Source organism: Ruegeria sp. BF7 (assembly GCF_056538605.1).
On sequence record NZ_JBQFTM010000001.1, the window covers coordinates 720843 to 747381 of the forward strand.

At 57.3% G+C, this 26539-nt stretch carries 27 protein-coding genes and 1 pseudogene; 16 read left to right on the plus strand and 12 right to left on the minus strand.

Annotated features, from left to right (window positions below):
- Positions 1–21: 21 nt before the first annotated feature.
- The 3 genes from lon to ACR0IK_RS03660 all read right to left on the minus strand — a co-directional run bounded on the left by lon (position 22) and on the right by ACR0IK_RS03660 (position 4750).
- A complete protein-coding gene (gene lon / locus ACR0IK_RS03650; protein ID WP_480590759.1) occupies positions 22–2430 on the minus strand; it encodes an endopeptidase La in 2409 nt (802 codons plus the stop codon).
- Between the two features lie 213 nt (positions 2431–2643).
- A complete protein-coding gene (tgt, locus tag ACR0IK_RS03655; protein WP_480640477.1) occupies positions 2644–3774 on the minus strand; it encodes a tRNA guanosine(34) transglycosylase Tgt in 1131 nt (376 codons plus the stop codon).
- A gap of 64 nt (positions 3775–3838) precedes the next feature.
- Positions 3839–4750: a nucleoside hydrolase gene (locus ACR0IK_RS03660; protein WP_480640479.1), complete on the minus strand. Its 912-nt coding sequence runs from the start codon at positions 4748–4750 to the stop codon at positions 3839–3841.
- Positions 4751–4934: 184 nt separating this feature from the next.
- Here ACR0IK_RS03660 and ACR0IK_RS03665 point away from each other — a divergent pair, with 184 nt between their 5' ends.
- The 3 genes from ACR0IK_RS03665 to ACR0IK_RS03675 all read left to right on the plus strand — a co-directional run bounded on the left by ACR0IK_RS03665 (position 4935) and on the right by ACR0IK_RS03675 (position 6562).
- A complete protein-coding gene (locus ACR0IK_RS03665; RefSeq protein ID WP_480640779.1) occupies positions 4935–5825 on the plus strand; it encodes an SPFH domain-containing protein in 891 nt (296 codons plus the stop codon).
- Positions 5825–6103 (plus strand): NfeD family protein, encoded by a 279-nt coding sequence (locus tag ACR0IK_RS03670; RefSeq protein ID WP_480640480.1) that lies wholly within the window; start codon positions 5825–5827, stop codon positions 6101–6103. The genes ACR0IK_RS03665 and ACR0IK_RS03670 overlap by 1 nt, the downstream gene beginning before the upstream one ends.
- 96 nt (positions 6104–6199) lie before the next feature.
- Positions 6200–6562 carry an SUF system Fe-S cluster assembly protein gene (locus ACR0IK_RS03675; RefSeq protein ID WP_475209640.1) on the plus strand — a complete coding sequence of 121 codons (363 nt, stop codon included), beginning with the start codon at positions 6200–6202 and terminating at the stop codon, positions 6560–6562.
- A 227-nt stretch (positions 6563–6789) separates the two neighbouring features.
- Here ACR0IK_RS03675 and ACR0IK_RS03680 read toward each other — a convergent pair whose 3' ends face one another.
- Complete coding sequence (locus tag ACR0IK_RS03680; protein WP_480640481.1) at positions 6790–7116, minus strand: hypothetical protein; 327 nt, start codon at positions 7114–7116, stop codon at positions 6790–6792.
- 170 nt (positions 7117–7286) lie between these two features.
- Between ACR0IK_RS03680 and ACR0IK_RS03685 the strand changes: the two genes are divergently transcribed.
- Positions 7287–7652, plus strand: a complete 366-nt coding sequence (locus ACR0IK_RS03685) for a HesB/IscA family protein (protein WP_480590751.1) — start codon at positions 7287–7289, stop codon at positions 7650–7652.
- On the opposite strand, the gene ACR0IK_RS03690 is transcribed toward ACR0IK_RS03685, so the two are convergent.
- Positions 7649–8560 carry an isopenicillin N synthase family dioxygenase gene (locus ACR0IK_RS03690; RefSeq protein WP_480640482.1) on the minus strand — a complete coding sequence of 304 codons (912 nt, stop codon included), beginning with the start codon at positions 8558–8560 and terminating at the stop codon, positions 7649–7651. The two genes, ACR0IK_RS03685 and ACR0IK_RS03690, sit on opposite strands and share 4 nt — an antisense overlap.
- A 124-nt stretch (positions 8561–8684) precedes the next feature.
- Between ACR0IK_RS03690 and tpiA the strand changes: the two genes are divergently transcribed.
- Entirely contained in the window at positions 8685–9434 is a 750-nt protein-coding gene (tpiA, locus tag ACR0IK_RS03695) for a triose-phosphate isomerase (RefSeq protein WP_480640483.1), read from the plus strand.
- 176 nt (positions 9435–9610) lie between these two features.
- Positions 9611–10426, plus strand: a complete 816-nt coding sequence (locus ACR0IK_RS03700) for an FkbM family methyltransferase (protein ID WP_480640484.1) — start codon at positions 9611–9613, stop codon at positions 10424–10426.
- Between the two features lie 116 nt (positions 10427–10542).
- Here the strand turns inward: ACR0IK_RS03700 and ACR0IK_RS03705 are convergent, their stop codons facing one another.
- From ACR0IK_RS03705 to ACR0IK_RS03730, 6 genes are all read right to left on the minus strand, one after another.
- On the minus strand, positions 10543–10854 hold the full coding sequence (locus ACR0IK_RS03705) for a DMT family transporter (protein ID WP_480590744.1): 312 nt from the start codon (positions 10852–10854) through the stop codon (positions 10543–10545).
- A 287-nt stretch (positions 10855–11141) separates the two neighbouring features.
- On the minus strand, positions 11142–12518 hold the full coding sequence (locus ACR0IK_RS03710) for a TRAP transporter large permease (protein WP_480590742.1): 1377 nt from the start codon (positions 12516–12518) through the stop codon (positions 11142–11144).
- Positions 12518–13195 carry a TRAP transporter small permease gene (locus ACR0IK_RS03715; RefSeq protein ID WP_480640485.1) on the minus strand — a complete coding sequence of 226 codons (678 nt, stop codon included), beginning with the start codon at positions 13193–13195 and terminating at the stop codon, positions 12518–12520. The genes ACR0IK_RS03710 and ACR0IK_RS03715 overlap by 1 nt, the downstream gene beginning before the upstream one ends.
- A gap of 115 nt (positions 13196–13310) precedes the next feature.
- Positions 13311–14312 carry a DctP family TRAP transporter solute-binding subunit gene (locus ACR0IK_RS03720; RefSeq protein WP_480590738.1) on the minus strand — a complete coding sequence of 334 codons (1002 nt, stop codon included), beginning with the start codon at positions 14310–14312 and terminating at the stop codon, positions 13311–13313.
- Between the two features lie 368 nt (positions 14313–14680).
- Positions 14681–15910: a sigma-54-dependent transcriptional regulator gene (locus tag ACR0IK_RS03725; protein WP_480640486.1), complete on the minus strand. Its 1230-nt coding sequence runs from the start codon at positions 15908–15910 to the stop codon at positions 14681–14683.
- Positions 15907–17640 carry a sensor histidine kinase gene (locus ACR0IK_RS03730; RefSeq protein WP_480640487.1) on the minus strand — a complete coding sequence of 578 codons (1734 nt, stop codon included), beginning with the start codon at positions 17638–17640 and terminating at the stop codon, positions 15907–15909. The genes ACR0IK_RS03725 and ACR0IK_RS03730 overlap by 4 nt, the downstream gene beginning before the upstream one ends.
- A 47-nt stretch (positions 17641–17687) precedes the next feature.
- Here ACR0IK_RS03730 and ACR0IK_RS03735 point away from each other — a divergent pair, with 47 nt between their 5' ends.
- The gene (locus ACR0IK_RS03735; protein WP_480640488.1) at positions 17688–18860 is read left to right on the plus strand and encodes a cytochrome P450; all 1173 of its coding nucleotides are present in this window, start codon (positions 17688–17690) and stop codon (positions 18858–18860) included.
- A 6-nt stretch (positions 18861–18866) separates the two neighbouring features.
- Here ACR0IK_RS03735 and ACR0IK_RS03740 read toward each other — a convergent pair whose 3' ends face one another.
- Positions 18867–19346: an Lrp/AsnC family transcriptional regulator gene (locus tag ACR0IK_RS03740; protein ID WP_170324770.1), complete on the minus strand. Its 480-nt coding sequence runs from the start codon at positions 19344–19346 to the stop codon at positions 18867–18869.
- Between the two features lie 141 nt (positions 19347–19487).
- Between ACR0IK_RS03740 and cobA the strand changes: the two genes are divergently transcribed.
- From cobA to ACR0IK_RS03785, 9 genes and pseudogenes are all read left to right on the plus strand, one after another.
- Positions 19488–20264, plus strand: a complete 777-nt coding sequence (cobA, locus tag ACR0IK_RS03745) for a uroporphyrinogen-III C-methyltransferase (protein WP_480640489.1) — start codon at positions 19488–19490, stop codon at positions 20262–20264.
- Positions 20264–20578: a DUF2849 domain-containing protein gene (locus ACR0IK_RS03750; protein ID WP_480640490.1), complete on the plus strand. Its 315-nt coding sequence runs from the start codon at positions 20264–20266 to the stop codon at positions 20576–20578. Before cobA ends, ACR0IK_RS03750 begins: the two co-directional genes overlap by 1 nt.
- Before the next feature lie 65 nt (positions 20579–20643).
- A complete protein-coding gene (locus tag ACR0IK_RS03755) occupies positions 20644–22308 on the plus strand; it encodes a nitrite/sulfite reductase (RefSeq protein ID WP_480640491.1) in 1665 nt (554 codons plus the stop codon).
- On the plus strand, positions 22298–23059 hold the full coding sequence (locus tag ACR0IK_RS03760; protein WP_480640492.1) for a phosphoadenylyl-sulfate reductase: 762 nt from the start codon (positions 22298–22300) through the stop codon (positions 23057–23059). The genes ACR0IK_RS03755 and ACR0IK_RS03760 overlap by 11 nt, the downstream gene beginning before the upstream one ends.
- On the plus strand, positions 23056–23463 hold the full coding sequence (locus ACR0IK_RS03765; RefSeq protein WP_480590722.1) for a DUF934 domain-containing protein: 408 nt from the start codon (positions 23056–23058) through the stop codon (positions 23461–23463). The genes ACR0IK_RS03760 and ACR0IK_RS03765 overlap by 4 nt, the downstream gene beginning before the upstream one ends.
- Before the next feature lie 108 nt (positions 23464–23571).
- On the plus strand, positions 23572–24405 hold the full coding sequence (locus ACR0IK_RS03770) for a ferredoxin--NADP reductase (protein WP_480640493.1): 834 nt from the start codon (positions 23572–23574) through the stop codon (positions 24403–24405).
- A 246-nt stretch (positions 24406–24651) separates the two neighbouring features.
- Complete coding sequence (infC, locus tag ACR0IK_RS03775) at positions 24652–25113, plus strand: translation initiation factor IF-3 (protein WP_480640780.1); 462 nt, start codon at positions 24652–24654, stop codon at positions 25111–25113.
- A gap of 503 nt (positions 25114–25616) precedes the next feature.
- Positions 25617–26195 (plus strand): annotated as a pseudogene (locus ACR0IK_RS03780) (SAVED domain-containing protein).
- Positions 26195–26335, plus strand: coding sequence for a hypothetical protein (locus ACR0IK_RS03785; protein WP_480640495.1), 141 nt, complete (start codon positions 26195–26197; stop codon positions 26333–26335). The pseudogene ACR0IK_RS03780 and the gene ACR0IK_RS03785 overlap by 1 nt, the downstream one beginning before the upstream one ends.
- The last annotated feature ends 204 nt before the right edge of the window (positions 26336–26539 follow it).

Consider the following 26539-nt stretch of genomic DNA (forward strand, 5'->3'; position numbering starts at 1 on the left):
TCTCCCCCGCCTTTGATTTGTTTAATGTGCTGTTGCCGATCGCCCCGCATCTTCGGTCGCTTTGGCGGCAGCTGCCGCGGCCTCTTCCGCGGCCTCATCCCATTCAACCGGTTCCGGTTCGCGGATTAGCGCGTGTTTCAGCACTTCCGAGACATGCGTGACAGGGATGATCTTCAACCCTTCTTTCACATTGTCCGGAATCTCGGCCAGATCCTTTTCGTTTTCTTCCGGGATCAGGACGGTCTTGATGCCACCGCGAAGGGCCGCCAGCAGTTTTTCCTTCAAACCGCCGATCGGCATGGCGTTGCCGCGCAGCGAAACCTCACCGGTCATCGCGATATCCTTGCGCACCGGGATACCGGTCAGCACGGACACGATCGAGGTCACCATCGCCAGACCGGCGCTCGGGCCATCTTTCGGCGTCGCCCCATCCGGCACGTGGACGTGGATATCCAGCGTGTCGAACTTCGGTGGCTTCACCCCGATTTGAGGCGAAATCGACCGCACATAAGACGAGGCCGCATCGATGGATTCTTTCATCACATCGCCCAGCTTACCCGTGGTCTTCATCCGACCTTTACCGGGAAGTTTCAACGCCTCGATATGCAACAAATCACCGCCAACTGAGGTCCAGGCCAGGCCGGTGACAACACCAACCTGATCGTCCTGCTCGGCGAGACCGTAACGGAACTTGGGCACGCCCAGGAACTCATCCAAATTATCCGGCGTAACGGTAACCGAATCCGCCTCTTTCTTGATGATCTTGGTCAGCGATTTCCGAGCCACCTTGGCGATTTCACGCTCGAGGTTCCGCACACCCGCCTCGCGGGTGTAGGTACGGATCATCTTCTGCAGTGCCTCATCGGTCAGTTCAAATTCCTTGGCTTTCAGACCATGGTTTTTGACCTGCTTGCTGATCAGGTGCTGCTTGGCGATCTCGCTCTTTTCCTCTTCGGTGTAGCCGGCCAGCGGGATGATTTCCATCCGGTCCAACAGAGGCCCAGGCATGTTGTAGCTGTTCGACGTGGTCAGGAACATCACGTTTGACAGGTCGTATTCGACCTCAAGGTAGTGGTCCATGAACGTGTTGTTCTGTTCCGGGTCCAGCACCTCAAGCATGGCCGAAGCCGGGTCGCCACGGAAGTCCTGCCCCATCTTGTCGATTTCATCGAGCAGGATGAGCGGGTTCGTGGTTTTCGCCTTTTTCAACGCCTGAATGATCTTACCGGGCATCGAGCCGATATAGGTCCGACGGTGACCCCTGATCTCGGATTCGTCGCGCACACCACCCAGCGAGATGCGAATGAACTCGCGCCCCGTGGCTTTGGCAACCGACTTACCCAGCGAGGTCTTACCCACGCCCGGAGGGCCAACGAGGCACAAGATCGGGCCTTTCAGTTTTTTTGAACGCTGTTGAACCGCCAGATACTCGACGATTCGTTCCTTTACCTTTTCAAGGCCATAGTGATCAGCATCCAGAATCTCCTGCGCACGGCCCAGATCCTTTTTAACACGGGATTTGGTGCCCCACGGCAGCGAAAGAATCCAGTCCAGATAGTTTCGCACGACGGTCGCCTCGGCAGACATCGGACTCATGTTGCGCAGCTTTTTCAGCTCGCCCTCGACCTTTTCGCGCGCCTCTTTCGACAGCTTGGTCTCGGCTATCTTGGCTTCCAGTTCGGCAACTTCATTGCTGCCGTCCTCGCCATCGCCAAGTTCCTTCTGAATGGCCTTCATCTGCTCATTCAGATAGTATTCGCGCTGGGTTTTCTCCATCTGGGATTTGACGCGGGTCTTGATCTTTTTCTCGACCTGCAGAACCGACATTTCACCCTGCATCAGGCCATAGACCTTCTCAAGCCGCTCGCTGACCGAGAGCGTCTCCAGCAGTTCCTGTTTTTGTTCGACCTCGATGCCCAGATGACCCGACACAAGATCGGCCAGCTTGGCCGGTTCGGCGGTTTCGCCGACGGCGGTCAGCGCCTCCTCGGGGATGTTCTTACGCACTTTGGCATAGCGCTCAAACTCATCTGCGACGGTGCGCAGCAGCGCCTCGGTCGTGGTGACGTCGCCCGGAATTTCGGTCAGATATTCGGCGCGGGCTTCGAAGAAATCTTCGTTTTCGAGAAATTCAGTGATCTGCACGCGTGCCTGCCCTTCGACCAGCACCTTTACGGTGCCATCGGGCAGCTTCAGCAATTGCAGAACATTGGCCAGAACACCAGATCGGTAAATTCCTTCTTCGACCGGGTCGTCATCGCCCGGGTCAATCTGGCTGGACAGCAGAATCTGCTTGTCGTCCTGCATCACTTCTTCCAATGCGCGGACGGATTTTTCCCGACCCACGAACAACGGCACGATCATGTGTGGAAATACCACGATATCGCGCAGCGGAAGTACGGGGTATGAGGAATTCAGAGGCTCTTGCATGCTCAATCCTTATCGTTGGCAAGATGGCTCCGGTCCCTGAATAAGGCAACGCTTGGCCATCTCCTGTCTTGGACGATAAAGGTGGGGCCTCATCGCCCTTTTTCAACCTTACCGTCGTGTATCGCGGTTCAGAATGACCCGAGGTTTTCCGGACTGCAAGGTATCGCGCCGACATATCCACCGTTTTCGCACAATGGCGCTGTCGCGAAATGACTAAAGCGGCTCGATATCGCCTTGTGCACGCTGCGCGTGGAACTCGGCCTGCCATGCCTCGAACTTGCCCACTGCAATCGCGTCGCGCATACCCTGCATGATTTCCTGGAAGTAGTGCAGGTTGTGCCAGGTTAGCAGCATGCCCGAGATCATCTCGTTCGAACGGAACACATGGTGCAGATACGCGCGGGAGTAGTTCGAACAGGCCGGACAAGTGCAATGCTCGTCTAAAGGGCGCGGATCGTCAGCGTGGCGGGCGTTTTTGATGTTCACGACACCGTGGCGAGTAAACACCTGACCTGTGCGGCCCGAGCGTGAGGGCAGAACGCAATCCATCATGTCGATGCCGCGCGCGACTGCACCGACGATGTCGTCGGGTTTGCCAACCCCCATCAGATACCGAGGTCTATCTGTCGGCAGGAAATCAGGGGCGTAATCGAGACAATCGAACATGGCCTGCTGCCCCTCGCCCACGGCCAGACCACCGACCGCATAGCCTTCAAAACCGATCTGCTTGAGCGCCGCGGCGCTTTCCTCTCGCAGATCCTGTTCCAGCCCGCCCTGCATGATGCCGAACAGTGCGTGGCCGGGGCGATCGCCGAACGCCTCACGCGAGCGATCAGCCCACCGCATCGACAAGCGCATCGACTCGGCAATGCGATCCCGGTCGGCAGGCAGGGCCGGGCATTCGTCAAAACACATGACAATGTCGGAGCCCAGAAGGCGCTGGATCTCCATCGACCTTTCCGGCGTCAGCTCGTGCTTTGAGCCGTCGACATGGGACTTAAACGTCACACCCTTTTCGGTCAGCTTTCGCAACCCGGCCAGCGACATGACCTGAAACCCGCCCGAGTCGGTCAGGATCGGGCACTCCCAATTCATGAACTTATGTAACCCGCCCAACCGGTCAATGCGTTCGGCCGTGGGACGCAACATCAGGTGATAGGTATTGCCCAGCAGGATATCCGCCCCTGTCGCACGCACGCTTTCGGGCATCATCGCCTTGACCGTCGCCGCAGTACCCACGGGCATGAAAGCGGGCGTTCGCACATCGCCGCGCGGCGTGTTGATAACACCGGTTCGGGCCTTGCCGTCAGTAGCTTTCAGATCAAAAGAAAAACGCTCGGTCATGGGGTTGCCTCGGGGTCGCTGAACCGGGTGGGATGTGCCCGATCTGCCCAGCCATTGCAACCCGTCAGGGCAGTGACGCGACGCGCTCGGTAAACAGATGGACGACCCCTGCCCCGTCCACATCCCGGCACACGCGGACCGCAGGGCGCGACGGATCGGGGCGCGTGGCGCCGATCTCTGGCCCTTCGGTTACCACGTTCAGACCGGTTTCGACCATTTCGAACATCGGTTCATGCGTGCAGGCGATCACCGCAGTTGAGTCGTGCAGGCCGCACCCTTCCAACCCGCCAACCTCTTTGTAGAACTTTAGATAGAACCGAGAGATATCCCGCAGAAACCCACCCATATCAGGCGATTGTCCGGCTAGCGCCTCGAAATCGGCGGTTTCATAGAGAGTTTTCAACGTCACATCCAACCCTACCAGCACGGTTTCCGGTGGCGTGGCAAAGACGATATCCGCGGCACGGGCGTCGTGATAGATGTTGGCCTCGGCATGGGCGTTCACATTGCCGGGGCAATAAACCGCCCCACCCATGACGACCAAGCGCCGGATATTGTGGGTAAACCCAGGGTCCAGCTGCATAGCCAGGGCGATATTGGTCAAAGGGCCAACCGCACAGACGACCAGTTCTCCCTTATGGCTACGCGCTGTATCGACCAAAAACTCGGCCGCCGACATGCCGTGGTTTGCACCGATGTCAGGGATTTCAGTAATATCTCCAAAGCCTTCCGGGCCATGCACGTGCTCGGACGGAGCGTGACGGCTTTGACCCAACGCGAATGCAGCACCCTCGGCCACTGGCGCGTCCAACCCCAGTTTATGCAGCAAAAAACGCGCGTTGCGGCTGGATTGATGTACATGCGTATTGCCGAAAACTGTGGTCAGCCCAATAAGGTCAATTTCGGGCGCGGCGGCGGCATAGGCAATCGCCATGGCATCGTCGATGCCGGGGTCTGTATCGATGATCAGTTTCATCCCTGCCCGATAACGCAAACACGGTGGGATGCAAAGCGGTCACAATCCGCATTTTCCACTGCTCATCTACGATTTCAGAGATTTGCATCCACGCCAGATCACCCCATACCAGAATTGAAAACGGGCGACTCAATCCCCATATGTATACTATAGTACACAATAAAAGAGGACAGATATGATAGGCATGAACGAAGAACAGATCATTGGATTGCTGACATCAAACATCATTTATGTGTTGGCGGCGGTGTTGATCGTCGTTGTCATTTTCAAGGGCATCAAGATCGTACCGCAATCCGAAAAATACGTGGTCGAGCGGTTCGGGCGTCTGCACTCGGTGCTTGGCCCGGGTATCAACTTTATCGTGCCTTTTCTTGACGTTGCCCGCCACAAGATATCCATTCTTGAACGCCAGCTGCCTAACGCAACGCAGGACGCGATTACCAAGGACAACGTTCTGGTACAGATTGACACCTCGGTGTTTTATCGCATTCTCGAACCGGAAAAGACGGTGTACCGTATTCGTGACGTTGACGGAGCGATTGCAACAACCGTTGCCGGTATCGTCCGGGCTGAAATTGGTAAGATGGATCTGGATGAAGTCCAGTCGAACCGCGCTCAGTTGATTGAACGCATCCAGGAAAGCGTAGAAACCGCCGTTGATGACTGGGGGATCGAAGTGACTCGTGCCGAGATTCTGGACGTGAACCTGGATCAGGCCACCCGCGACGCGATGCTGCAGCAGTTGAACGCCGAGCGCGCGCGTCGCGCACAGGTGACCGAAGCCGAGGGCCAGAAACGTGCGGTTGAGTTGAGCGCCGATGCGGAACTTTATGCGGCCGAACAGACCGCTAAGGCCCGCCGAATTCAGGCCGAAGCAGAAGCCTATGCTACCGGCGTGGTTGCCAAGGCCATTCAGGACAACGGTATCGAGGCCGCACAGTATCAGGTTGCCCTGAAACAGGTCGAGGCATTGAATGCATTGGGCAATGGCACCGGTTCTCAAACCGTCGTTGTGCCCGCCAACGCGCTCGAGGCCTTTGGCGATGCCTTCAAGATGCTGAGAGGAGGTAAGTAATGGCCGATCCCTTCTGGCTGACCTGGTGGATCTGGCTGGCCGCGGCGCTAGCACTTGGAATCCTTGAGATCGTGTTGCCCGGATTTATCTTTCTGGGCTTTGCGATCGGGGCAGCCATCACCGGGTTGTTTCTTGTCATCCCCGGAATGACGCCCTCGCTGCCGGTTTTGCTGCTGATCTTTGCGGCATTATCCCTGATCGCATGGCTGGTTTTGCGGCGAGTTTATTCCCTGCCCCATGGTCAGGTGAAAACCTTCCGGCACGACATCAACGACTAAGACCTGCGGGCGCCCCTTAGGGGGCGTCATTGCGCCACTGGACGCTGCCACAGGCTTTCCCTATATAATTGCTCAGGAACTAGACCCGAGGCACGAATGACTCATCCGAGTGAACATCTGGAAGGCACACCACTGATTGCGCCTTCGTCCATTGAGCATCCCCTTTACGACGCAGTGGTAGAAGCCTGCCGTACGGTCTTTGATCCGGAAATCCCGGTGAATATCTACGATCTGGGTTTGATCTACACGATTGACATCACGCAGGAAAACGCGGTGAAAGTCATCATGACGCTGACCGCGCCCGGTTGTCCGGTCGCCGGCGAAATGCCCGGCTGGATCGTCGAAGCAATCGAACCCGTCGCGGGTGTCAAAGAGGTTGACGTCGAACTGACATGGGAACCACCCTGGGGCATGGAGATGATGTCGGACGAAGCGCGGCTGGAACTTGGCTTTATGTAAGCCAGGCAAAATAATCCTTTGTCGCAAAAGATTTATTTTTCTGTCACCGACTTGTCGAAATACCGTTACATGGTCCGCGAATAGTCCCGGCGTGCTGGTACATGCATCCCAATAAGTACACAGTACAGGCCGGAAGGAATTACACGTCCCCCGTAGTCCCGGCCGGACGGCCTGAATAAGAGACCGCTCTTGCCCGAGAGCGGTCTTTTCTTATTTTAACCAAAAGGTTACTGAACACCGCACTTGGACTTGATCTCGGCGGCTCTTTCATCCAACGCTTTAACATAGTCGCCTGACAGCATGGACAATCTCTTGTTTTCGGTGCCGGTCGCCAATCCCAAAAGCGCGCCTGCAGGTGTAAGTGCGACCACGCTTTCGACCTGCTGATCCTGCGCGTGCTTCTTCTCTGCCGCAATCGCGCGCAAATCGCCTTCGGCAGTTGTGCAATTGACTGGATGTACTTTTTGCGCGGTTTCGGCCGACGCCATACCGGCGGTCACCACAAGAATTGACGCCAATGCCATGTTTTTGCCAAAAACTTTATTGTCAGCCATCTCATCTCACCTTGTCTGAAAACCCTTGGGCTCAGCTAAAGTCACCTGATTTCAAAAGGCAAGCATCATTCCTGGGATGGCAGAAAAGTTAGGTAAGCAGCGCTGCTATGTCTTGAGCCGTTGCCCTGTCAGCACTAAATTGAAGGCTACGTGCGACAACGGAGATCACAATGTTCGGCATTCCCGGCAAACAGGCCGTGACCATGACGCCCAAAGCGGCAGAGCAGATTGTCCGCCTGATGAAATCAGGTGGTCACGCCGGCCTGCGCATCGGCGTCAAGAAAGGCGGCTGTGCCGGCATGGAATACACCATGGACTATGTCGATCAAGCCGCTACGAATGACGAGGTCGTCGAACAGGACGGCGCGCGGATCATGATTGCTCCGATGGCGCAGATGTTCCTGTTCGGAACCGAGATCGACTATGAAGTCTCGTTGCTCGAGGCCGGTTTCAAATTCCGCAACCCAAACGTTGTCGACGCTTGCGGTTGCGGCGAGTCGATCAAGTTTGACGAAGGGCTGACGCCCCAATCCTAAGATGCCTGTAGGTGGACGTAGGTCTCATTGAACCGTCGGGTCAGATGCTCGCCGGCGCGAATGATCCGACCTGAGTTCGGTGGTGCCACGTTGGTGTCAAATGACGGGTTGAAAAACAGCGGCACGGACAGGCGCTCGTGCGGGCCACCAACCACACGGTGTAGAGTGGCCTTAACCTGCCCTGCGGTCCAGAACTCCAGCATTTCACCAAAATTGATGATAAAGGTCCCAGGCGCGGCCTCAACCTTTACCCAACTATGATCGGGCATTCGCACCTCAAGCCCCGAGGTCCCGTCAGTGGCCAGCAAAGTCAGGCAGCCGTAATCTGTATGCGCGCCGATGCCAAAGTCGCGATCTCCGGCCCAGTCCGGGCGCTGAGGATAGTAGTTGCCGCGCAGCAACGCCATCGGCGTATCAAACGTGATATCAAAGCTGTTCTCTGCACGCCCCAGCGCCACCGCAATCGCGCGCAGAACCCGCATCGCAACCGCGCAGGCATCCGTGTAATAGGCTTGGATTTTTTCCTTGAACGCGGGCTGGTTATCCGGCCACAGATTCGGGGCATAGACGCCAAGCCCTGCATCGGCATAGGGACTGTTCACAGGCAACTCAAAGCCGCAATCGAACACCTCTTTTAAATCGGCGTTCGCCTCCGGGTCGACCTGCTCGGATCGCGACGCGCCCCAGCCCCGGTTGGACCCGGTCAGCGCCATATCGACCCGTTTCTTCTCGGCCTCGGGCAGATGAAAGAACCCACGATACGCGCCCAGAACCTGGCGCACGCGGTCAGCGTTCAGCCCGGTGTTCGAAACGGTCAGAAAACCTACTTCACCCATCGCGCGCAGCAGCTTGCCAAGTTCGACCGGATCGCGTTGGTCCAGTTTTGTCAGATCAAGGTTTTCGATCATACGCCCGTTCCTTTCTGCGCCCGGACACTGCCGTTTTGCGGTCTGCTCTGCAACCGGAATTGTCAGTCTGGACTGGCGGTGCTATCCGGTTCAAAGAACAACTATACTTCAGGGAGAATGGGACATGCGGCGTAAGCTGGCGGCTGGCAATTGGAAAATGAACGGAACCACGGCAGCCCTGAGCGAGTTGGAGGCTTTGGCCCGTGCATTCCCCTCTACGGCCATAGATGTGCTGATCTGCCCGCCTGCAACCTTGTTGCACCGCGCGGCCGAGACCGTGCGTGGAACGGGGATCACTGTCGGCGGGCAAGATTGCCATGCGGCGACTTCGGGCGCGCATACTGGCGATATCAGCGCAGACATGCTGGTGGACGCCGGTGCAAACGCGGTCATTCTGGGCCATTCCGAGCGCCGCGAGGATCACGACGAGCAGAACGAAGACGTTCGCGCCAAGGCCCGCGCTGCTATAGATGCCGGGCTGAAGGCGATAATCTGCGTCGGCGAAAGCCTGGAACAGCGCGAAGCCGCCAACACACTGGACATCATCGGCGGACAGATGTCGGGCTCGATCCCCGACCAGTCGACCGGCGAGAACCTGATCGTCGCTTATGAACCGATTTGGGCCATTGGAACCGGCAAAGTTCCCACGCTGAACGAAATCGGAGAGGTTCACGACTTTATCCGCACCCGTCTGGAACGGCGTTTCGGTGAAGGCGTCGGTCGCTCGGTGCGGCTACTTTACGGGGGTTCGGTCAAACCGTCCAACGCGACCGAAATCTTTGGTGTATCAAACGTGGACGGTGCACTGGTTGGCGGCGCTAGCCTGAAGGCTGCAGACTTCTCTGCAATTGTCGAGGCATTGGAGCAAGCCTGAGCGCTTCTCGTCTGATTTTATTCGGCGGGAAAAGAACTTGTTGAATTCGCTCGCCTCATCGTCAAACTCTCGCGCGAGGTAAATTACCCGGACCAGAATCAAACTCAATCTGTAGCAGTCGTGTGTCCCGGCACACCAACCAGACACCACACACTTTCGCCGATTTAAGGAACGTTATGAAAAGTAGTCAGCGTCACCCGAGCAAGATTTCGCTTCTTCAACAGCTTCGCGATGCCGAATTTCCCATCGAATGCGTGCTGGATGTTGGCATCCACTTTGGCACACATGAATTGATGGCCGCATTTCCAGAAAAGAAGCACTATCTGTTTGAGCCCATCGAAGAGCATTTCGAATCCATCGAAAAAGTCTACAGCGACGCAAACATAGATTACGAGCTCAACAAAGTCGCGGTTTCCAATTCTGACGGGACTGCGCAACTGACGGTCTCCACCGTCATGCAAGGACAAGACGTCACACATGCAAGGTTCGCGCACGGCGAAGCACCGACCGAAACGCTACGCACAGTGCCGACGCTGAAGCTTGATACCTTTGTCCTCGAACAGGCCCCGGCTGCCCCTTTCCTGTTGAAAATCGATGTCGACGGGGCCGAAGAAATGATTCTGGAAGGTGCGCAAGAAGCATTAGAGCACTGCTCGGTCCTGATCCTTGAATCTCCGCGAGAAAGAATATTCGAGCGAATGCAGCTGGCGATGGCCGCCGGTTTTGAGCTCTTGGAGATAATCGACCTGTGCTATTACAGCGGTTACCTCTTTCAAGTGGACCTTGTGTTCATCAACCCAAAATACGCGCCTGCCGACTATGTGGATGTCCTTAAAGGTGGATTTTCCATCGACAAATGGCACAACTACCAACCGACAACCAAAGAACCGTCCCCCCCGGAACGCATTGAGCCGTCTGAAACGACGCGAACAGACAGTGCCAAATCCAGGAAAAAACGAGGTTTTTCCCGCTTGTTCAGAAAACGCAAATAACACCCTTGTTGACTGAAGGTCCGGGTCTGTACTGATTTGGCTCAGACCCGCCTTCGGTATCATTGGCAGCCAATAGCCCGAACGGGCAGCAGGAATGTCTGATACAACCTGCCCGATCACGCGATCTTCATGACGATCAGGCCGGACACGATCAGGATCGCGGCACCGATACGCAATGGGGTCAGAGCCTCCCCCAGGAACATCGCGCCAACCAGAAACGCACCCACCGCGCCGATACCGGTCCAGATGACGTATGCCGTTCCAAGCGGCAACGTACGCATCGCAAGCGCCAGCAACCCGAAAGAGCCGATCATGGACACACCCATGATGGCAGTTGGCCACAACCGGGTGAAACCGGCCGATTGTTTCATGGCAACCGCCCACACAATTTCAAGCAGGCCAGCAAATAACAGGAAAATCCAAGACATCAGGACACCTCAATCCTGTTCGGGTCGTCCCGAATGATCACCCATTGTGGGGAGGTCGTCCTCTGACCCAGAGATAAGAACTCGCACACGGCGTTCAAGGGTCTAAGCGCTTTTGACTGAAAACAGTCACATACCTAAAATGTCCCGGGTACTAGCACCCCTGTGGCCGCCGCCGTGCGTTCGAAGCCGTTGGCAGGGTTCAGCACTAATTGCAGAAATATGACACCTGAACGAATTAAGCCGGGCCCTTGCACGGACCCGGCTCAATCTTGGTTTGTCGAAACCCGTTAGTTGGTCACGATTTCCGGCCCCATGAATGTGTTGGGCAGGAAGGTCGAAATCCACGGGATATACGTCACCATGATCAAGAAGACGAACAGCACGGCCAGGAACGGCAGCGCCGCCTTCACCACCTTCATCATCGGCATTCCCGCCACGCCCGACGTCACGAACAGGTTCAGTCCGACCGGAGGTGTGATCATCCCGATCTCCATGTTCACCACCATGATGATACCCAGATGGATCGGGTCGATACCCAACTCGATCGCAATCGGGAACACCAGGGGGGCCACGATCACCAGCAGGCCTGACGGTTCCATGAACTGGCCACCGATCAACAGGATCACGTTGACCACGATCAGGAAAGTCACAGGACCCAAACCCGCAGACAGCATCGCGTTGGCGATGTGCTGCGGTACCTGCTCGTCCGTCAGCACGTGCTTGAGGATCAGCGCGTTGGCGATCACGAACAGCAGCGTGACGGTCAGCTTGCCGGCTTCGAACAGCGTGTGTTTTGTGTCCGGGTGAATGAATGCAGTAATCAGCGCATAGGGTTTCTTAAGCAGCGGAACGTTTTCCGTTCCCTCTTCCGTACTAAGCGGTCCCATGTCCTTGTAGACAAAGCTTGCAATCAGGAAGGCATAGACCGCCGCAACCGCAGCAGCTTCAGTCGGTGTGAAGATACCACCGTAGATACCGCCCAGAATGATAACGATCAGGAACAGGCCCCAACCGGCTTCACGTGCCGAGGTTATGACCTCGCCCCAGCCCTTCCATTCGCCTTTTGGCAGGTTCTTGACCTTGGCCATGACATAGATGGTGATCATCAGCATCAGACCGGCCATCAGGCCCGGAATGACGCCCGCCAGGAACATGCGCCCGACCGAGACCTCAACGGCTGCCGCATAGACAACCATCACAATCGACGGCGGAATCAGAATGCCCAGCGTACCGGCGTTACAGATCACGCCAGCAGCGAATTCCTTGGAATAGCCAACCTGCCGCATACCGGCGATGACAATTGAACCGATGGCGACCACAGTCGCCGGGGACGACCCCGACAGTGCCGCGAACAGCATACAGGCAAACACGCCCGCAATCGCCAGACCACCGGGCAGATGCCCAACACAGGCAATCGAGAACCGGATGATCCGCCGCGCCACACCGCCCGTCGTCATGAAGGACGAGGCCAGAATGAAGAACGGGATCGCCAACAAGGTAAAGTGCCCTTCGAACGCTTCAAACAGCGTACCCGCGACAGATGCCAGCGAACTATCGGAATAGATCAGCAGGAACAGCGTCGAACTGAGGCCCAGAGCCACCGCAATCGGAACGCCGATCAGCAGCAGGCCAATGACCATCGAGAAAAGAAGTACTACGTCCATCAGTCATGCTCTCCTTGCTGAGCCCGGACCTCTTCGATCTCGTCCTCGACTTCGTGGCTGGCGACGATACGGTCGGTCTCACCGCGCCAGATCTGTACAGCGACCTGCGCGAAACGGATCACCAACAGCAGCATCGACAGCGGCAGAATGAAATAGGGAACAACCTTGGGCAGCTTCTCGTAGGACTCGCCGTAGTTGATCATTTCTTCCAGAAACCGCAGCGGGGCGACCATGGGGATGTCGTCAACTTCGTAGAAACTCTGGCTTCGTGCATCAAAATTAAACCCGGTCGGGAACCAGCGGCCCGAAGTGGGCGGCAGATCGGCAAACACGGCCCAATAGTCATACGCACCTTTGAGCATCAGCAGCGAAAACACCAGACAGCAGCCAACAGCTATCAGCGCCAAAATCCGGCGCGGTGCCGGGGCCAGCATGTTTAGTATGGCATCGACGCCCAGATGCGCGTGTTTCTTCACCGCATAAGACGCGCCCAGCAAAACCAGCCAGCCAAAGGTAAACACTGTCAGCTCAAGCGCCCACAGAATGTTGGAGTTAAAAACGAACCGCGCGATTACGTTGGCAAATGTCACGGCCGTCATGAGGCCTAGCAGCAACGCAATCAGGGTTTCTTCGATATGGTCGGTCAGCCCGCCTTGGCCGGGTTTCGCACCAGACATCTCATTGTCCCCGCAATTTATGTGATGAGAGTGATTTCAGGCGGGCCTTCCGGGGGCCCGCCCCACCTTCGCTCCGGTGACCATCCGGTCTTCGGACGCGCGGCTTTTTTCAGGATCAGAACCCGGCGTTGATCGCCTGAGCAGCGTCGATCTTGTCCTGACCAACGTCGTCGGCAAACTTGTCCCAAACCGGTTTCATCGCATCGACCCAAGCCTGACGCTGTTCAGGATCCAGTTCGCGAATGATACCGCCAGCATCTGTGATCGAGGCTTTGGCGGCTTCGTTCACAGAAAAGGCTTCCTTGTTCCGGGTCTCAGTGACCTCGGCCAGAATTGTCAGGAACTGTTCGCGCACTTCGGGGTCAAGGCTGTCCAGCCAGTCAACCGAGGTCACGACCAGATAGTCGATGATACCGTGATTGGTCTCGGTAATGCCGTCCTGCACCTCGAAGAACTTCTTGCCGTAGATGTTCGACCAGGTGTTTTCCTGCCCGTCTACAACGCCCTGTTGTAGTGCGCCATAAACTTCCGAGAATGCCATTTTCTGCGGGCTGCCGCCGATGGCTTCCATTTGCGCCACCAGAACATCCGAAGACTGTACGCGGAACTTCAAACCCTCTGCATCGGCAGGATCAACCAACGGTTTATTGGCCGACATCTGCTTCATGCCATTGTGCCAGAAAGCCAGCCCCTGAAGGCCGCGACGCTGCATGCTGTCTTTCATCGCCTGTCCTTCAGCCGAGGCCTGGAACGCATCCACGGCATCGATGTTCTTGAACATGAACGGAAGGTCAAACAGACGGAACTGTTTTGTGAACTTCTCAAACTTGGACAGCGAGGGGGCAGCCAGTTGGACGTCGCCCTGCAGCATTGCTTCCAACACCTTGTCGTCGTTGTAGAGCGTCGAGTTCGGATAGACCTCTACGCACAAGACACCGTTCATCTCTTCGTTGACACGCGCTTCCAGCAGCGATGCCGCGATACCTTTGGGGTGCTTGTCACTGTTTGTTACGTGCGCAAACTTTGCGACGATCTCACCGTCATCGCAGGCGGCCATACCGGCGGTCGCAGTTACGGTGAGCGCGACTGCGGTTGCAGCCGTTGTCAGGAATTTCATCTGTTTTTCCTCCCAGACTTCCTCAATTTTCCAAAGGGCGCCGAAACAGCGCCTCGTGCCGGGAAGTGAACCGAATCAGTGGATGCGGCTCAACGATTTATTACAACTCTCGCTGTGTTCTGTTTTTTCCTTTTGTAACAATCGCATAAAAGCCGTCTCGCATCGTCACGTTTTCGGCACCATGACTCGGTGTGCGAATTTTCGCACATGCAAGAAGCTCGCTGTGCGGATTTCCGCACGCCTCCCGAATCGAGTCACAGAATCACGCGCCTGCTACATTGCGTCAGCTGCAGCCCACGCCTGTGGCCTTCCTTTTCGGACACTACTAACCGCATGAAAATGCGATCAAAGTGGCTGAAGCCCTTCGATCATCTGCGGTAGTCTTCAGGTCGAATCTGATACCGGGCCAGCTTGTCATAGAAAGTTTTGCGCGGAAGCTTCAGCGCCTTGGCGGCGTCCGAGGCCTTACCGTTATACCGCCCCAGTGCAGCAATCAGCAAAGACCGTTCCACCCGTGCCATCTGCTCGCTCAACCCAAGATCGGCGGCCTGCGCAACCTCTTCCGGCATCCCAAGTACAAACCGCATGGCCGCGGACATCAGCGACCGGGCGTTCCCGGGCCAATCGCTGGTCATCAACAACGCCAGATGCTCGGACGAAATCTCGGGTTCCGCGATGCCTGCCTGTTCGGCTGCCTGCTCTACATAGTGTCGAAAGATCACCGGAATGTCTTCGGGTCGCTCAGCCAAAGACGGGATACGCACCCGCATCACGTCCAACCGATAGAACAAGTCCGCATGAAACCGCCCCTCTGCCGACAAGGCGGCCAGATCAGCCGTTGTGCCGGCCAGTATCCGCGCGCCAATACCTTGCTCGACCGCCTCCAGCGCGGCGTATTGAGTGGCTTCGGGCATCGCCGAGATCTCGTCCAGAAACAGCGACCCTCCGGCCGCATCCTCACAGACCTGAACTAACGCATCGGGGGTCAGACCGGACGACGGCCTTTTTACAAAAGGGCCTTGTCCCTGCGGCGACATCAGATGCACAACTTCGGCCACTTTGGAAATCCCGCTGCCTGCAGGGCCAGTGACCAGAACCTCGGCCCCGGTCGGGGCAACGGCCCGCACCCGCTCTCTCAATGCTTCGGCCTGAGCGGACAATCCGAACAACAGGCGCGCGGCGGGGTCGCCGCGTTCCAATTCGTGTTTCAGCGTGCGCTGTTCCAGTACCAGCTTACGCGCATCAAAAGCCCTGTTCAAAACCTCCAACAGGTCGGCTGCGGCACATGGCTTTTCGAGAAAATCGAAAGCACCCTGCCCCATTGCCCGAACCGCCATGGGAATATCTCCTTCTCCGGTCAACAGGATGACGGGCAGTTCAGGGTCAATTTCGCGGGCGTAGGTCAAAAGGTGAAAGCCATCCCGCCCGGGCATACGGATGTCCGACACGATGACACCGGGGAAATCGGCACGGATTTGATCTTTGGCGGCAACGAACGATCCCGCTGTGACCGGCGCGTAGTCGGCCAGTTCCAGCGTCTGCGCCAGTGCCTCACGCACAGCGGCGTCATCGTCAACCAATAAAACCTTGCGGGTCATGCCACCTCATCTTCACGGTAGTATTCAAGTTCAACGGTAAACATTGCACCGGTCGGCGCGTTGGAACCGCGAATATTCCCCCCGAAACTCTGGACCAGACCGTAGGAGATCGAAAGACCAAGCCCCATCCCCTCGGACGATCCTACCGCCTTGGTCGAATAGAAGGGTTCAAACAGTTTCTCGGTGTTTTCGATGCCCGGACCGATATCGCGCACCGTAACGGTCAGCCTTTCACCAGCCTCGATCGCAATGCGGATTAGGCGCTTATCCTGCTGGCTCATTGCGTCTGCAGCGTTGTTGATCAGGTTCACAAAGACCTGAACCAGCCGCACCTCGCCTCCCCACGCATAGACCGGTTTTTTGGGCGGATGCCAGTCCAAGGTCACTCCTTCAGCGCGCAGCCGCGCCTCGGTCAACTCCACAGCCGTTTCGATCACCTGCACCAGATCGACCTTGCCCATCGGCTCACTTTCGTTGCGGGCAAAGGCGCGCAGGTTCTTGATGATCCGTGCCATCCGAGCGGCCATGTCGGAAATGCGAGTCAGGTTTTCAGCGGCCTTTTCTTCACGCCCTCGGGACAGGAACGCCGCCCCGTTGTCGGCAAACTGCCGGATCGCCATCAAGGGCTGATTCAACTCATGACTGATGCCCGCGGACATCTGCCCCAAAGCACTCAGCTTGCCAGCTTGAATAAGCTCCTCCTGCGCATGCTTCAGTGCTGTTTCCGCTTCCTGCCGTTCATGAACCTCGCGGCGCAGGGCCGTGTTTGCGGCGGTCAGGGCGCGGGTACGCTGCGCGACTCGACTTTCCAGAACCGCGTTGGCTTCGGCCAATGTACGCCTGCGCTCGGTTGCGAGAAACAGCAACGCTCCGAACGCCAGACAGATCGCAGCGACGGTTGCGGCCTGCAATCCAGCAAGACGCCGGGCGGGCGCAACATCCACCAACACCTCAGCCGTCATGTCGATAACCGGCAAATCAAGCATCAGGTGCAACGCGCGGCTTGGCAGGTAGCGACCCCAGTTGAGCTTCCACAGTTCATGTGGCCCGACCCGGGTCGAAGAAAAATCGACCTTACCGCCCTCTGGCGGTGTCAACCCCTGTTGCCCATCGGCACGGTGCCAGAACAACAGGTCAGATCTGTTCGAGATAAAGACCACACCGTCCCCATCAATAAAGAACACGGCCTCGGTGCTGCCACGCCAAGTCTGTTCCACATCCTGTACGTCGGCTACGACCATCAGCGCGCCTTCGACCCGGCCTGAGGCATCAAACGCCGGGGCCGCATAGGAGTAGATCCGGTCGCCGCTGATTGGCATCACACCATGTGCGCTGCCCAACGCCCCCTGCAATGCACGCTGAAAAGCGGGGTGCCCGGTCATGTTGTCCTGTTCGACGGGCTGCGCCGAAACCAGAACCTCTCCGGTTCGGTCCAGATACATCATGTTCACAGCCGCAGTCTTGTCCGCCACATCCAACAGTATCTCCCGGGCCGTGCTTTGCTGTTCCAGGGTTTCAAGCTTTCGAAGGGCTGGGTGCTTTGCCATCAGCACAGCCAGTTCCTGATAAACCTGCATCTGCGTGCTCAGCCGGTCAGCGGCCAGTTCAAGATCGGCCTCGGCTTTTTCACTCAGCTGCGACAGCGCCTGCCGATAGCCATAGGACCAGACCCCGGCGGACAACAGCCCGACAGCACACAGAAATCCCAGGATCACCCAAACCCGTTGCATAGTATAGGGTCTTGCATTCAGCGCGCCGCATGGCAAGTCTGCACCGCATGAAGACAGTACTCCAATCCCCGGTAGATCCGGGTTTCGTGCAAAACCCCTACCCCTTTTATGACAAGATACGCGCGTATGGGGACCTTGTTTATTGGGAAGATTACCAAAAAGTCGCGGCTGTCTCACACCGGGCTGTGCAGGCTTTGCTGAAGGATCGCCGTTTCGGCCGCGAGGCCCCTGCCGAGTTGCAGCGCCCCGGCCCCGCCCATCTGGCGCCGTGGCTGAATGTCGAGGCGCATTCGTTGCTGGAAGCTGAACCGCCCCGCCACACACGCCTGCGGGCGCTGGTCATGCGGGCCTTTACATCACGCGCTATCTCTGCGCTTGAGCCGTCCATTTGCGATCTCAGTCACGACCTGATCGACCGCTTTCCGGATACCCCCTTTGACCTGCTGGGTGCATTCTCTACGCAGGTTCCCGTGATCACAATCTGCCGCCTGTTGGGCGTGCCCGAGGAGATGTCCCCCGATCTGTTACGTTGGTCTCATGCCATGGTGGCGATGTATCAGGCCAGCCGCACGCGAGAAACCGAGGACTTCGCCGCAACCGCCGCACAGGATTTCACCGCTTTCCTATGCGACTACGTTGAAAAACGACGCGCTGACCCTCAGGACGACCTGATCACCCGCCTGATTTCCGCTGAAGAGGATGGCGAGAAACTCTCACGCGACGAGCTTGTCGCCACCTGCATTCTGCTGCTGAACGCTGGGCATGAAGCCACTGTTCATTCGCTGGGCAACGGCGTGAAGACGGTTCTGCAATTGGGCCTCGACCCTCGGTCCTGGGAACTGCACGGTCTGGTCGAGGAAATCCTGCGCTTCGACCCTCCGCTGCATATGTTTACCCGCTATGCCTATAAGGAGGTCGAGCTATTCGGCCACAGATTCAAACGCGGCGATGAGGTTGCGCTGTTGCTAGGGGCGGCCAACCGAGACCCTTCGGTCTGGAACGATCCAGACCGCTTTGATCCCGCTCGGCCGATCGTGACCAATACCAGTTTCGGCGGCGGGCTGCATTTCTGTGTCGGTGCCCCGCTGGCACGGCTGGAAATGCGGATTGCCCTGAGGGCGCTGTTCGAACGCCACCCGAACCTGCGCCTTGTAGCGGAACCGGAATACTCGAACACCTACCACTTCCACGGCCTGACCCGGTTGATGGTACAGGTCTGACTTGTTTCAGCTTTCGATCAGCGCGTTCAGCGGCAGCATGGTGGTGGACTTGATCTCTTCCATCGATAGCAGTGCGGTCACGTTGTGCACACGCACTTCGGAAATCAGGGTCTGGTAGAATTCGTCATAGGCCCGCGCATTCTTGACCCGGACCTTGAGGATATAATCAATGTCCCCGGCCAGCCGGTGCGCCTCCTGCACTTCCGGTCGATCCCGCAGGGCTTTGAGGAACTTGCGTTGCCACTCTGCCTCATGTTCCGAGGTGCGGATCAGAACGAAGAATGTCGCCTCGAAACCCAGCGCCTCGGCGTCCAGCAAAACGGTCTGCTGACCGATGACTCCGGCTCCTTTCAGCTTGCGGATTCGATTCCAGACCGGCGTCTTGGAACTGCCGACGCGGGCGGCTATTTCGTCCAGCGATTGGCTGGCATCGCGCTGTAGCTCGACCAGAATTTTCCGATCCGTGTCATCAATCCGCACCGACATTCCAATTTTTCCTTCGTTTCGAAACTCGCGTCCCAGATCAAAGCACTGACGGAACGTTTGTTCTTATTTTAGCGCCCATATGGCGTAATACCGGGAATATTTCCTATATTGCAGGTCAAGTCAAACCAAGCGGAACGTAACATGCAAGCTACGCATTCATATGATGGCACAGGTCACGTCGACTTCGTCGGCGCGGGTCCGGGCGATCCGGAATTGCTGACGCTCAAGGCGCTGAATGCCTTTGAGCGTGCTGATGTTGTTCTGCATGACCGTCTGATCAGCGCCGAGGTTCTGGAACTAGCCGGCAGAACAGCTGAATTGGTTGACGTGGGAAAAGCTGGGTTCGGCCCCTCGTGGAAACAGGAAGACATTGACGTACTGCTGGTCGACTACGCCGTGAAGGGCCACCATGTCGTGCGCCTGAAATCCGGTGACCCCACTGTGTTTGGCCGTCTGGATGAAGAGATCGAAGCGGTCGAGGCTGCTGGCATCTCTTGGCAAATTGTTCCCGGCATCACCGCGGCATCGGCTGCGGTTGCAGGAATTGGTCAAAGCCTGACCCGCCGCGGCCGCAATTCCTCGGTGCGGTTCCTGACCGGCCACGACATGAAAGGCTTTGCCGATCACGACTGGACCGCGCTGGCACGCGCCGGTTCCGTGGCGGCGATCTATATGGGCAAGAAATCCGCCCGTTTCATTCAGGGCCGCCTGATCATGCACGGCGCCGATCGCGAAACGCCGGTGACGCTGGTGGAAAACGCCTCACGCCCTGATCAACGCATTCTGGCCACGACGCTGGACCAGTTGCCCACCGATTTGAACGCCGCCGAAATGGACGGCCCCACCCTGACCTTTTATGGCCTCGCCCCGCGCCAAGCGGCCAAGGCCCTGACCGAATTCAAGAAGGAGCACGCCTGATGGCCCGCGCTTTTACCCCCAAAGTGGTCACCGCCAACGATCTGTTGGAAGGCGACGTTATCTACCTGACTGAAGATGATCGCTGGTCGCGTGAACTCTCCGAGGCTGAGCTGATCACGGATGAGGCCCACGCACAGGTCCGTCTGCTGGATGCCACTCGTCAGGCAAGCAAGATCGTCGGTGCCTATCTGGCCGATGCCACCGCAGGCGAAAACGGCCCCGAACCCACCCATTTCCGCGAGGATTTCCGGCGCACCGGACCGTCCAACTATGCCCATGGCAAGCAGGAAACAGCAACGCAGCCCCGGGCCTGACCCTCGGCCCTCTCTCTCCCCTTCAAGGCCCCAAGGTTCGGGGCTGCAACTAAGGACAGCTAATCATGTATCGCTACTCCGAGTTCGACACAGCATTTTTGGCAGAACGTAACGCGCAATTCCGAGCGCAGGTCGAGCGCCGCATTGACGGCTCGCTCACCGAAGACGAATTCAAACCCCTGCGCCTTATGAATGGCCTGTATCTGCAGCTGCATGCGTACATGCTGCGGGTCGCCATTCCCTACGGCACGCTGAACAGCGCGCAGATGCGTCAGTTGGCACTGCTGGCTGAAAAATGGGACAAGGGCTATGGCCACTTCACCACCCGTCAGAACATCCAGTACAACTGGCCGAAGCTGAAAGATGTGCCGGATATGCTGGACGCGCTGGCCGAGGTTGGCATGCACGCCATCCAGACCTCGGGCAACACCATCCGTAACGTGACCGCCGACCATTTTGCCGGTGCCGCCGCGGATGAGGTCGCCGACCCGCGCCCCTATGCCGAACTGCTGCGCCAGTGGTCCACCGACCACCCGGAATTCCAGTTCATGCCGCGTAAGTTCAAGATCGCCATCACCGGCTCGGAAAACGACCGCGCGGTGATCAAAGCACATGACATCGGTCTGCAACTGATCGAACGTGACGGCGTTCTGGGTGCCCGCGTCATCGTTGGGGGCGGTTTGGGCCGCACGCCGATGATCGGCAAGGAACTGTCCGAATTCGTCGCCTTTGACGACCTGCTGGCTTACCTGGAAGCCACTGTGTCCGTCTGGAACCAGATCGGCCGCCGCGACAACAAGTACAAGGCGCGCATCAAGATCACCGTGCATGAGCATGGTATCGACGCGATCCGCGCCAAAGTGAACGAGCGGTTCCTTAAGGTTCGCCCGCAATTCAAGGGCGCCGACATGAACCTGTTGGAAGAGATCAAGGGCCACTTCGCCCCGCCCACCTTCCGTGAAGATTCGGTTGCTTCGTTCGAAAGCGCCTACACCAACGATCCGGTTTTCCGTTCGTGGGTCGATACCAACATCGCGCCGCACAAGAACGCGGACCACGCGATTGTCACGATCTCGATCAAGAAACACGGCCAAACGCCGGGTGATGCGACCGCCGAACAGATGCGCGTGATGGCCGATCTGGCCGAAGAGTTCGCCTATGACGAGTTGCGCATCAGCCATGAGCAGAACGTGATCCTGCCGCATGTCCACAAGTCGGACCTACCCGCGATCCACGCGAAGCTGAAAGAGTACGAACTGGCGACTGCCAATATCGGCCTGATCAGCGACATCATCGCCTGCCCCGGCATGGACTACTGCGCGCTGGCGACGGCCCGCTCGATCCCGGTGGCGCAGGAAATCGCGACCCGCTTCGAAGACCTGAAGCTGGAGCATGATATCGGTCACCTGAAGATCAAGATATCGGGCTGCATCAACGCATGTGGTCACCACCACGTGGGTCATATCGGCATTCTGGGTCTGGATCGCGCTGGCGTCGAAAACTATCAAATCACTCTGGGTGGCGACGGCACCGAGACGGCTGCCATCGGCGATCGCACCGGTCCGGGCTTTGCCTATGACGAGATCGTACCCGCCGTGGAACGCATCGTCGACACGTACCTGGAGCAACGCGTAAGCAGCGAGGAAACTTTCCTGCAGACCTATCGTCGGGTAGGCATGGCGCCGTTCAAAGCGGCGCTCTACCCCGAGGCGCAGGCCAATGCCGCTTGACCTGATCCAGACGGAACTGGGCAAAGACCGAAGCGAACTGACCGAAAAGGTCGAGGCGCTTAACGCCCAGTTCCGCCACCACAGCGCCCATGACGTCATGCATGGCGCATTGGAGGAGATCGAAGAGCTTGCTCTGGTCTCCAGCTTTGGTGCGGAATCGGTTGTGTTGCTGCACATGGCGGCGGTGGTCAACAAGATGACCCCGGTGCTGTTTGTGGACACGCAGATACTGTTCACCGAAACGCTGGAATACCAGCAGGAGGTAAGCGAACGTCTGGGCCTTAAAAATGTTCACATCATCCGCGCCGATGATGAAGACTTGCAGCGCGACGACCCCTATGGCGCGCTGCGTCTGCGGGACATGGATGCGTGCTGCAACCTGCGTAAGACCTTCCCGCTACAGCGGGCACTGGCAGGGTATGACGGCTGGATCACAGGGCGTAAACGGTTCCAGTCCGGCACCCGCGCCACGCTCGACTTCTTTGAAGTTGAGGACGGCACAGGCCGGATCAAGGTCAACCCGCTGGCCCATTGGGCGCCCGAGGACGTGCGCGCCTATATGGACGAAAACAACTTGCCCCGGCACCCGCTGGTGGCCAAAGGATACCCTTCGATCGGTTGTGCGCCCTGCACCTCGCCGGTCAAAGAGGGCGAAGACCCCCGCGCCGGACGCTGGCGCGATCAGAACAAAGAAGAATGCGGTATCCATTTTGTCGATGGCAAGATGGTGCGCGCCGGAGAGAAAACATGAACGTAATCGTATCGGATACGGGGTTTGCCCCCGATGACTGGACCGACGGCTTTGTCACGCTGGAAGACGCGGCCAATGATGTGGTCGCGCTGGATGTGGCCTCGGACATTGACCCGGATGAGCTGATTGACCGTCTGGGCAATGCCCAGATGGTGCGCGTTGACTTTCCGTCCTCAGCCGATGGTCGTGGCTTTACAATCGCACGTGTACTGCGCCTGAAAGGTTATACCGGCCGCTTGCGCGCCAAAGGACACGTCCTGGCTGATCAATACGCCATGGCGCGCCGCAGCGGATTTGACGAAGTCGAGATCGACGATGCTCTGGCCGCCCGTCAACCCGAAGATCAGTGGCTGGCCCGCGCAAACTGGAAAGACCACAGCTATCAGGCTCGCCTGCGCGGCTAAGACCGCCAACAGCCAGCTTAAATTAAGGAAAGGGGCAATCTGCCCCTTTTCCTGATGTGGATCAAAGCTTAAACGGAGATGTCGGTTTAGCAGACCGGCAGTGAAACGATGACAGAGATGAAGCCCGTGACCGAAGCAACCGCCGTAAAGGCCCCCGTTCTGCCGGACGCCCAGACCGTAACGGACGTCAAACACTGGACCGACAGCCTGTTTTCCTTCAAGGTTTCGCGCCCAGCCTCGCTGCGGTTCCGCTCGGGCGAGTTCGTGATGATCGGTCTGCTTGGCGACAACGGCAAACCCTTGCTGCGCGCTTATTCGATTGCCTCGCCGTCCTGGGACGAAGAACTGGAGTTCTACTCGATCAAGGTGCAGGACGGCCCGCTGACCTCGAAACTGCAGCACATCAAGCCGGGCGATCAGATCATCCTGCGCCCCAAGCCCGTTGGCACGCTGGTCCACGACGCCTTGCTGCCCGGCAAGCGTCTGTGGTTCTTCGCCACCGGCACCGGCTTTGCGCCCTTCGCCTCACTGCTGCGCGAGCCGCAGACCTATGAAGACTATGACGAGGTCATCATCACTCACACCTGCCGCGAGGTGGCGGAACTGGAATATGGCCGCCAGTTGATAGATAGCATCCGCCAGGATGAAATGTTGGCTGAACTGATGGGCGAAGACTTTGCGGACAAGATCCGCTATTACCCGACCACCACACGGGAAGACAGCCCCAAGATGGGCCGCATCACAAACCTGCTGAAAGACGGCACCGTATTTGCCGATTTGGGTATAGAGGGCGGCATCAAGCCGGAAACCGACCGCGCCATGGTTTGCGGTTCGCTGGCCTTCAACCTGGACATCAAAGCCATTCTGGAAGAGTTCGGTCTGCGCGAAGGCGCCAATTCCGAGCCCAAGGAATTCGTGATCGAAAAGGCCTTTGTCGGCTGATACATTCGCGCGGGCCCCTGGAATGGCCGCGGCCCGCGCATAAACCTGCTGTTAAACCTGATTAATTGAGCCCTTTCGGCAAGGTTGGAGCTTGAATCAAGACGCGCAGCAGTCTAAATTCCGGGCTCGAATTTCTGCAATTATCAAAGGAATGAACCCATAGCCCGCAGACCTCACAACGCGCCGCCGCAGAGAGACACCGGCCCGCGCGTCAATGAAAAGATCCGTGCCCCCGAAATTCGCCTGATCGGCGCCGAAGGTGAAAACGTCGGGGTGGTTCATCCCGCCAAAGCCATGCAACTTGCGGCCGATGCCGGCCTTGACCTTGTCGAGATTTCGCCCAACGCGAACCCGCCGGTCTGCAAGATCATGGACTTCGGCAAGTTCAAGTACGAACAGCAGAAACGCGAAAGTGAAGCCCGCAAAAAGCAAAAAGTCATCGAGGTGAAAGAGGTCAAGTTCCGGCCCAACACCGACACCCATGACTATGACGTCAAGATGAAGAATGTCTTCAAGTTCCTGGAAAAGGGCGACAAGGTCAAAGTGACTCTGCGCTTTCGCGGTCGCGAGATGGCGCACCAGAATCTGGGCCGTGAGCTGCTGGAACGTGTGGCCGAAGACATAAAGGATCTGGGCAAAGTCGAGAACATGCCCAAGATGGAAGGCCGTCAGATGATCATGATGATCGGGCCTCTGCCGCAGAAATAAGGTCTTGATCGACCGAAAATTCAAAACCCCCTCATCCGAGTGACGCATTCCGTGGGGTGGGACACGCCTACAACAAACCCTGTCGCGCAAGTCGCGGCAGGGTTTTAATTTTGAAGAGGAAATTGATGTACCGCTGACAGGACCACAACGCGAAATTCCTGAGAGAACTTTCTCGGGCACCGAAAGCTGTTAATCTACGCGAAAAAATTTGTTCGAACCAAGTATTTTCTCGCGCACATCGTTTCACCTGATCCAAACGGACCCAAAGGCGACGAAAAACGATCGCACCATCTCACTGCCCGTGTCGAAAACCTCATGTTGATGTGCGGTATACACCGCCGCATCATCGACGACAAAATGACATGGCGCGATTACCCTGAAAACTGCTTCTAAAAATGAAGCGAGAGCATGAAGAATGGGTTGATACAGTGCTTTCGGCCGGACTTGACAGCAGGTCCCACATTTTACAGTTCTCGGCGCCGATTGGTCCAAACGAAACAGCTGTGCCATTCGAAGATTGCTTGGATGCAATCATTCCGAACCGGGAACCGGCTGAAAGGCGGCTGGCCGAGATCGAGGTCCGAGGTATGCACTTCAATGACAGTGACCCGACATACTGGTCCATTCATCCTGAAGTTCTGCGAGAGGGATTTTCAAAGTTGATCCAAGGCCGCTTCGAAAGTGGTGAGGTTCGCCATCTGTCGGTGTTTGGCCTGGCTCCGGTCCCCCACCTGATGGACTCGGGGCGCCTCACCTCTGAGGTTTCGGAAGCCGATGTTAACGAGCGCCACCGTGAACCTGCGCAATGGGCATAGCCTGAGGATGGCCCGAAAGTCGAATTCTCCTGTTCGAAGGGAACTCAGGGGGCCAAATGTCTTGCCTTGCAGGTCTCGATCACCTCGCACTTTTCTGACGATCGGATCGCCGCTGCAGTTGGTGGCAACGTTTCCATCTGGGAGATATGCAGCAATATGCAACGGCACGGAGTTATCCGGCACAAAGGCGACTTCAGCCGTTTTGGAACGATAGTCCGCTCAACCCTTGACGAAATCAAGAATGAGCATGGCATGGATGTCAGGTGATGGTGTTTCCAGCAATCCCTGTTTCCTGCGCGGTTGAATTTGGCCGCACCTGGCAACCTAAAGCCCACCCCGACATGGAAATCTACGATCAAACCAAAGAGGATGGGTTCGTTCGAAGGCTTCTTCTGGCTGGCGTATAAGTCCGAAATACCGATTTTTAGACGTTAAAACAGTATTTTACGATGCCTCTTGGAGCCATTTAGTCGCAAGTCGCCTGGAACTCCTGAAAACGGATCCTTAGGCAGACTTACCACCATTTTGAGAAGGTCCGATCGAGTAGCAAAAATCCCAAAGGAGGAGCCTCGAAACACTTAATACGCGAAGGTGTTCGATGTACTGAACTA

Bases quoted from the DNA above. Each gene is read 5' to 3' on its own strand.
- lon (WP_480590759.1), bottom strand. From the start codon at position 2,430: ATGCAAGAGCCTCTGAATTCCTCATACCCCGTACTTCCGCTGCGCGAT.
- tgt (WP_480640477.1), bottom strand. From the start codon at position 3,774: ATGACCGAGCGTTTTTCTTTTGATCTGAAAGCTACTGACGGCAAGGCC.
- ACR0IK_RS03660 (WP_480640479.1), bottom strand. From the start codon at position 4,750: ATGAAACTGATCATCGATACAGACCCCGGCATCGACGATGCCATGGCG.
- ACR0IK_RS03665 (WP_480640779.1), top strand. From the start codon at position 4,935: ATGAACGAAGAACAGATCATTGGATTGCTGACATCAAACATCATTTAT.
- ACR0IK_RS03670 (WP_480640480.1), top strand. From the start codon at position 5,825: ATGGCCGATCCCTTCTGGCTGACCTGGTGGATCTGGCTGGCCGCGGCG.
- ACR0IK_RS03675 (WP_475209640.1), top strand. From the start codon at position 6,200: ATGACTCATCCGAGTGAACATCTGGAAGGCACACCACTGATTGCGCCT.
- ACR0IK_RS03680 (WP_480640481.1), bottom strand. From the start codon at position 7,116: ATGGCTGACAATAAAGTTTTTGGCAAAAACATGGCATTGGCGTCAATT.
- ACR0IK_RS03685 (WP_480590751.1), top strand. From the start codon at position 7,287: ATGTTCGGCATTCCCGGCAAACAGGCCGTGACCATGACGCCCAAAGCG.
- ACR0IK_RS03690 (WP_480640482.1), bottom strand. From the start codon at position 8,560: ATGATCGAAAACCTTGATCTGACAAAACTGGACCAACGCGATCCGGTC.
- tpiA (WP_480640483.1), top strand. From the start codon at position 8,685: ATGCGGCGTAAGCTGGCGGCTGGCAATTGGAAAATGAACGGAACCACG.
- ACR0IK_RS03700 (WP_480640484.1), top strand. From the start codon at position 9,611: ATGAAAAGTAGTCAGCGTCACCCGAGCAAGATTTCGCTTCTTCAACAG.
- ACR0IK_RS03705 (WP_480590744.1), bottom strand. From the start codon at position 10,854: ATGTCTTGGATTTTCCTGTTATTTGCTGGCCTGCTTGAAATTGTGTGG.
- ACR0IK_RS03710 (WP_480590742.1), bottom strand. From the start codon at position 12,518: ATGGACGTAGTACTTCTTTTCTCGATGGTCATTGGCCTGCTGCTGATC.
- ACR0IK_RS03715 (WP_480640485.1), bottom strand. From the start codon at position 13,195: ATGTCTGGTGCGAAACCCGGCCAAGGCGGGCTGACCGACCATATCGAA.
- ACR0IK_RS03720 (WP_480590738.1), bottom strand. From the start codon at position 14,312: ATGAAATTCCTGACAACGGCTGCAACCGCAGTCGCGCTCACCGTAACT.
- ACR0IK_RS03725 (WP_480640486.1), bottom strand. From the start codon at position 15,910: ATGACCCGCAAGGTTTTATTGGTTGACGATGACGCCGCTGTGCGTGAG.
- ACR0IK_RS03730 (WP_480640487.1), bottom strand. From the start codon at position 17,640: ATGCAACGGGTTTGGGTGATCCTGGGATTTCTGTGTGCTGTCGGGCTG.
- ACR0IK_RS03735 (WP_480640488.1), top strand. From the start codon at position 17,688: ATGAAGACAGTACTCCAATCCCCGGTAGATCCGGGTTTCGTGCAAAAC.
- ACR0IK_RS03740 (WP_170324770.1), bottom strand. From the start codon at position 19,346: ATGTCGGTGCGGATTGATGACACGGATCGGAAAATTCTGGTCGAGCTA.
- cobA (WP_480640489.1), top strand. From the start codon at position 19,488: ATGCAAGCTACGCATTCATATGATGGCACAGGTCACGTCGACTTCGTC.
- ACR0IK_RS03750 (WP_480640490.1), top strand. From the start codon at position 20,264: ATGGCCCGCGCTTTTACCCCCAAAGTGGTCACCGCCAACGATCTGTTG.
- ACR0IK_RS03755 (WP_480640491.1), top strand. From the start codon at position 20,644: ATGTATCGCTACTCCGAGTTCGACACAGCATTTTTGGCAGAACGTAAC.
- ACR0IK_RS03760 (WP_480640492.1), top strand. From the start codon at position 22,298: ATGCCGCTTGACCTGATCCAGACGGAACTGGGCAAAGACCGAAGCGAA.
- ACR0IK_RS03765 (WP_480590722.1), top strand. From the start codon at position 23,056: ATGAACGTAATCGTATCGGATACGGGGTTTGCCCCCGATGACTGGACC.
- ACR0IK_RS03770 (WP_480640493.1), top strand. From the start codon at position 23,572: ATGACAGAGATGAAGCCCGTGACCGAAGCAACCGCCGTAAAGGCCCCC.
- ACR0IK_RS03785 (WP_480640495.1), top strand. From the start codon at position 26,195: ATGGTGTTTCCAGCAATCCCTGTTTCCTGCGCGGTTGAATTTGGCCGC.